This window comes from Streptomyces sp. NRRL B-24085 (assembly GCF_001282115.1).
Lineage (GTDB): Bacteria > Actinomycetota > Actinomycetes > Streptomycetales > Streptomycetaceae > Streptomyces.
This window is the reverse complement of the sequence record NZ_LJBR01000414.1, coordinates 1-5,510: the sequence shown is the minus strand read 5'-3', so window position 1 is coordinate 5,510 and position 5,510 is coordinate 1. Positions and strand designations below refer to the sequence as shown.

The window sequence follows — 5,510 nt, the reverse complement described above, 5'->3', positions numbered from 1 at the left end:
CTTGCCTGGGCGACTGGGTTCGGCAGCACCGTAATGGCGGGCGACGGCGCTGATCCACTGGATTTCGGCGGCGGTGGCGGCGGTGGCGGTGGCCGACGGGGGTGCTCCACTCGCGGCGTACCCGGGCCGCACGCCTACGCCCTCGCAGCCGTACTGCTGCGTCCCTCCAGCCGTACGCCCCCGGTCCGCCCCCGTGCGCGGGAGCTATACCGGTGCCCCGTTCCCGGAGACCGCCCTCTCCCCCGCCCCCGTCTCCAGGGCTGCGGGGAGGTCGATCGTGAACTCGGTGCGGCCCGGGACGCTGTGCACCTGGATGCGGCCTCCGTGGGCCGTCGAGATCGCCGCCGCGACGGCCAGCCCCAGGCCCGATCCGCCGGAGCCGGCGTCGGCGCGGGAGCGGGAGGTGTCCGCCCGGGTGAAGGGTTCGAAGACCGTGGGCAGGAGGGCCGGGGGGATCCCGGGGCCGTTGTCGCGGACGCGGATCACGCAGCGGCCGTCCGCGGACTCCACCGATGCCGTCACCCTCGTGCCGGCCGGCGTGTGCGTCCTCGCGTTGGCCAGGAGGTTGGCCACCACCTGGTGCAGCCGGGCCTGGTCACCGAACACCGACACCGGTGCGTCCAGGTTGAGTTCGAGCTGCCAGTCGTGGCCGCCGCCCGCCGCCCGCGCGTCCCACACGGCCTCCGTGACCAGGGCCGCCAGGTCCACTTCCGCGAAGTGCAGGGCGCGGCCCTCGTCGAGCCGGGCGAGCAGGAGCAGGTCCTCGACCAGGCCCGTCATCCGGGCCGACTCCGCCGAGACGCGGCGCCAGGCCAGCACCGGTTCGACGCGGTCGGTGCCGCGGTTCATCAGCTCGGCGTACCCGGCGATCGAGGCGAGCGGGGTCCGCAGCTCGTGGCTGGCGTCGGCCAGGAAGCGCCGCATGCGTTCCTCGCTGCGCCGCGTCCGCTCCTCACCGCGCTGCTGCTCGGCGAGGGAGGACTTCACATGGTCGAGAAGGTGGTTGAGCGCAGCACCGACCTGACCGGCCTCGCTGCCGGAGTCGGTGTCGCGCTCGGGCACCCGGGTGACAGCGGTGACCTCGCCGCGTCCGAGGGGGGCGCGGGAGACCTCGGCGGCGGTCGCGGCGACCCGGGAGAGGGGGCGTAGTTGCCGTCGTACGACCACCGCGCAGACACAGCCGGCTACGGCGAGTCCGGCCAGGGCGACACCCGCCTCGATCAGGACGAGTCCGCTGAGCGTGTCCTGGACGTCGTCCACGGGCAGGCCGGCCAGCACCCGGACGCCGCCGTCGCCGAGGACGGTGACCCGGTAGGTGCCGAGGCCGGGCACGGTCCGGGTGTGCATCGCGCCGTCCGCCCCGATCCCGGCCAGGGCGGTGCGCCGGCCGGTGCCGAGCTCGCGGGCCGGGGCGTCCTGGACGGCGACGGCCGCGGAGACGACGGCGCCGTCCTCGTCGAGCCGGGCGGAGAGCGCTCCGGCGGGCTGTCCGCTCTCCCGCAGGAAGGTCAGGTCGTCCTTGAGCTCAGGGTGCAACGAGGCCCGGTCCAAGGCACGTTCGGCGGTGTGACGGACGCGGTCGTCCAAGTCGCCCATCAGGTAGGCGTGTTGGAGGAACGCCGCGATCAGGCCCATCGCGACACAGACGACGACCAGCGTGGTGGTGACGAGGACGAGCAGGCGGGTGCGGAGGGGCCGGGAGCGCATTCCCGCGCGCGGGCGTCGGCTCATCTCCCGTCCCCCGTGGCCCTGCTGGCATACCCGAGGGCGCGCACGCGGTGAGTCACCAGTGGCCGTCGGCCGGCGTTCTTGCGGCGCAGGGCGGAGAGCACCCGCAGGACGGGCAGCCCCGGGTTCTCGAAGCGCAGTCGGCGCAGCACCTGGTGGCCGTCGGGCTCGGGCAGCATGCCGTCGAGCACGACGGCGTGGGGCGCACGACAGGGGGCCGTACTAAGGGCGTTGCGTCCGTCCAGCGCCGGGCAGGGGCGCCGGGCCGCCTCGGTGACGGCGACGGACAGCACTTCGTCGAGTGCGGGCTCGTCGTCGGCGATGAGCACTCGTACGCGGCCGGTCGGGGAGCCGGATGTGCCGGTCATGTACCGATCGTGTCCCCGTCCGCTGAGGGAACCCTGTGTTCCGCCTGAGGGTGGGTGATGACCGGTGACGGCGGGGTACGGCAGAGGGCCGCACCCCCGTCACCGGAAGTGCGGCCCTCAGGAGCCCGAAGGGGCTTACTTGCGGATCAGGCTGCGCAGCACGTACTGCATGATGCCGCCGTTGCGGTAGTAGTCGGCCTCACCGGGGGTGTCGATGCGGACGACCGCGTCGAACTCGACGCCCGTGTCGGTGGTGACCTTCACCGTGCGCGGGGTGGTGCCGTTGTTGAGCTCCTCGACACCGGTGAAGGAGAAGGTCTCCTCGCCGGTCAGGCCGAGCGTCGCGGCGGACTGGCCCTCGGGGAACTGGAGCGGCAGGACGCCCATGCCGATGAGGTTCGAGCGGTGGATGCGCTCGTACGACTCGGCGATGACGGCCTTGACGCCGAGGAGCGCGGTGCCCTTGGCGGCCCAGTCGCGGGACGAGCCGGAGCCGTACTCCTTGCCCGCGAGGACGACGAGCGGGATGCCCTGCTCGATGTAGTTGCGGGAGGCGTCGTAGATGAACGACACCGGACCGCCGTCCTGGGTGAAGTCGCGGGTGTAGCCGCCCTCGGTGCCCGGCGCGATCTGGTTGCGCAGGCGGATGTTGGCGAACGTGCCGCGGATCATGACCTCGTGGTTGCCTCGGCGGGAGCCGTAGGAGTTGAAGTCACGACGCTCCACACCGTGCTCGGTGAGGTACTTGCCGGCCGGGGTGTCGGCCTTGATGGCACCGGCGGGCGAGATGTGGTCGGTGGTCACCGAGTCGCCCAGCTTGGCGAGGACGCGGGCGCCGGTGATGTCGGAGACCGGGGTGGTCTCCATCGTCATGCCCTCGAAGTACGGGGGCTTGCGGACGTAGGTCGACTCGGCGTCCCACTCGAAGGTGTTGCCGGTCGGGATCGGCAGGGCCTGCCACTGGGCGTCGCCCGCGAAGACGTCGGAGTAGGACTTGTTGAACATGTCCTCGCCGATGGCGTTCGCCACGACGTCGTTGACCTCGGCCTCGGAGGGCCAGATGTCCTTGAGGAAGACCGGGTTGCCGTCCTGGTCGACACCGAGCGCGTCCTTGGTGATGTCCACCTTCATGGAACCCGCGAGGGCGTACGCGACGACCAGCGGCGGGGAGGCCAGGTAGTTCATCTTGACGTCGGGGTTGATCCGGCCCTCGAAGTTCCGGTTGCCGGAGAGGACCGAGGTGACCGCGAGGTCGTGGTCGTTGACGGCCTTGGAGACCTCCTCCGGCAGCGGGCCGGAGTTGCCGATGCAGGTGGTGCAGCCGTAGCCGACCAGGTTGAAGCCGACCTTGTCGAGGTACGGGGTCAGGCCCGCCTTGTCGAAGTAGTCGGTGACGACCTTGGAGCCCGGGGCGAGGGTGGTCTTGACCCACGGCTTGCGGGTCAGGCCCTTCTCCACGGCCTTCTTCGCGACGAGCGCGGCGGCGACCATGACGTACGGGTTCGAGGTGTTGGTACAGGAGGTGATCGCCGCGACCGTCACAGCGCCGTGGTCGATCTCGTACGTCGAGCCGTCGGGGGCGGTCACGGTGACCGGGTTCGACGGGACGGCGGCACCGGTGCCGTCGGCGTGCTGGGGCGCGCCGGCGCCGTTCTCCTGGCTGCCGTAGGCCGGGGCGTCGGAGGCCGGGAAGGACTCGGCGCTGGCCTCGTCGACCGGGGAGGCGGCAGCGGCCGCGCTCTGCGCGACGGGCGCCTCGACGTAGTTGAGGACGTCCTTGGCGAACTGCTGGGCGGCCTCGGCCAGGACGATGCGGTCCTGCGGGCGCTTCGGGCCGGCGATGGAGGGCACGACCGTGGCGAGGTCGAGCTCCAGCTTCTCGGAGAAGTCCGGCTCGGCCTTCGGGTCCAGCCAGAGGCCCTGCTCCTTGGCGTACGCCTCGACGAGCGCGAGCTGCTGCTCGGAACGGCCGGTGAGCTTGAGGTACTTGATCGTCTCGTCGTCGATCGGGAAGATCGCGGCGGTCGAGCCGAACTCCGGCGACATGTTGCCGATGGTGGCGCGGTTCGCGAGCGAGGTGGCGGCGACGCCCTCGCCGTAGAACTCGACGAACTTGCCGACGACGCCGTGCTTGCGGAGCATCTCGGTGATGGTCAGCACGAGGTCGGTGGCGGTGGTGCCGGGCTTGAGCTCACCGGTCAGCTTGAAGCCGACGACGCGCGGGATGAGCATGGAGACCGGCTGGCCGAGCATCGCGGCCTCGGCCTCGATGCCGCCGACGCCCCAGCCCAGCACACCGAGGCCGTTGACCATCGTGGTGTGCGAGTCGGTGCCGACCAGGGTGTCGGGGTACGCCTGGCCGTTGCGGACCATGACCGTGCGGGCCAGGTGCTCGATGTTCACCTGGTGGACGATGCCGGTGCCCGGCGGGACGACCTTGAAGTCGTCGAACGCGGTCTGGCCCCAGCGCAGGAACTGGTAGCGCTCGCGGTTGCGGCCGTACTCCAGCTCGACGTTCTGCGCGAACGCGTCGTGGGTGCCGAACTTGTCCGCGATGACGGAGTGGTCGATGACCAGCTCGGCCGGGGACAGCGGGTTGACCTTCGCGGGGTCGCCGCCGAGCTCCTTCACGGCCTCACGCATGGTGGCGAGGTCGACGACACAGGGCACGCCGGTGAAGTCCTGCATGATCACGCGGGCCGGCGTGAACTGGATCTCCTGCGACGGCTGGGCCTGGGAGTCCCAGTTGCCGAGGGCGCGGATGTGGTCGGCGGTGATGTTCGCGCCGTCCTCGGTACGGAGCAGGTTCTCCAGGAGAACCTTGAGGCTGTACGGCAGGCGGGCCGAGCCCTCCACCTTGTCCAGCCGGAAGATCTCGTACGACTCGTCGCCCACGCTCAGCGTGGCGCGGGCGTCGAAGCTGTTCGCCGACACGACAGTCTCCTTCATTTTTGTGCGCTTACCACCGCATCCTGCCGCCACGCCGTCTTGGCCGATCCGCTAAGGTAAGGCTAAGTTAGGTATGCCTTACTGCCAGACCCAGCGAAAGCGTGCGACTGCGGTACGCCTCGGCAGATATCTCGATGTCGAGATAACTCTAGTACATGAGGCCGGGATGGTCATGCCCGGCCTCGCTGCGATGTCCCGGTGTGTGCGGAACCACTACGAGGGCGGCGGCCGCCGCGGATCGTGGAGCTGACCGCCGGGGACCACGGAAGCGGCCGTCGGGGACCGCGGAGGCGGCCGTCGGGAACCACGGAAGCGGCCGCTGGGGACCGCAGAGGCGGCCACCTCGGATCATGGAGCAGGTCGCCCGTCGGGGCGGCGCCGATCGGGCCGCAGCGGATCGCGAGGCCGCCGGGGAGGGGGCACCGGGGGCTGCGCGGACCCCGTCCGCACCACACCTCCACCGCC

At 71.1% G+C, this 5,510-nt stretch carries 3 protein-coding genes; all 3 read right to left on the bottom strand.

Annotated elements, in window-relative coordinates; genetic code table 11:
• Positions 1-204 precede the first annotated feature (204 nt).
• Positions 205-1,731: a sensor histidine kinase gene (locus tag AOJ26_RS35080; RefSeq protein ID WP_053852405.1), complete on the bottom strand. Its 1,527-nt coding sequence runs from the start codon at positions 1,729-1,731 to the stop codon at positions 205-207.
• The gene (locus AOJ26_RS35075) at positions 1,728-2,096 is read right to left on the bottom strand and encodes a response regulator (RefSeq protein WP_078960145.1); all 369 of its coding nucleotides are present in this window, start codon (positions 2,094-2,096) and stop codon (positions 1,728-1,730) included. The genes AOJ26_RS35080 and AOJ26_RS35075 overlap by 4 nt, the downstream gene beginning before the upstream one ends.
• A 135-nt stretch (positions 2,097-2,231) precedes the next feature.
• Positions 2,232-5,030, bottom strand: coding sequence for an aconitate hydratase (locus AOJ26_RS35070; RefSeq protein ID WP_053852404.1), 2,799 nt, complete (start codon positions 5,028-5,030; stop codon positions 2,232-2,234).
• Between the last annotated feature and the right edge of the window lie 480 nt (positions 5,031-5,510).

What these genes read in the sequence shown, in the direction of transcription:
- AOJ26_RS35080 (WP_053852405.1), bottom strand. Translation starts at nt 1,731, where the DNA reads ATGAGCCGACGCCCGCGCGCGGGAATGCGCTCCCGGCCCCTCCGCACC.
- AOJ26_RS35075 (WP_078960145.1), bottom strand. Translation starts at nt 2,096, where the DNA reads ATGACCGGCACATCCGGCTCCCCGACCGGCCGCGTACGAGTGCTCATC.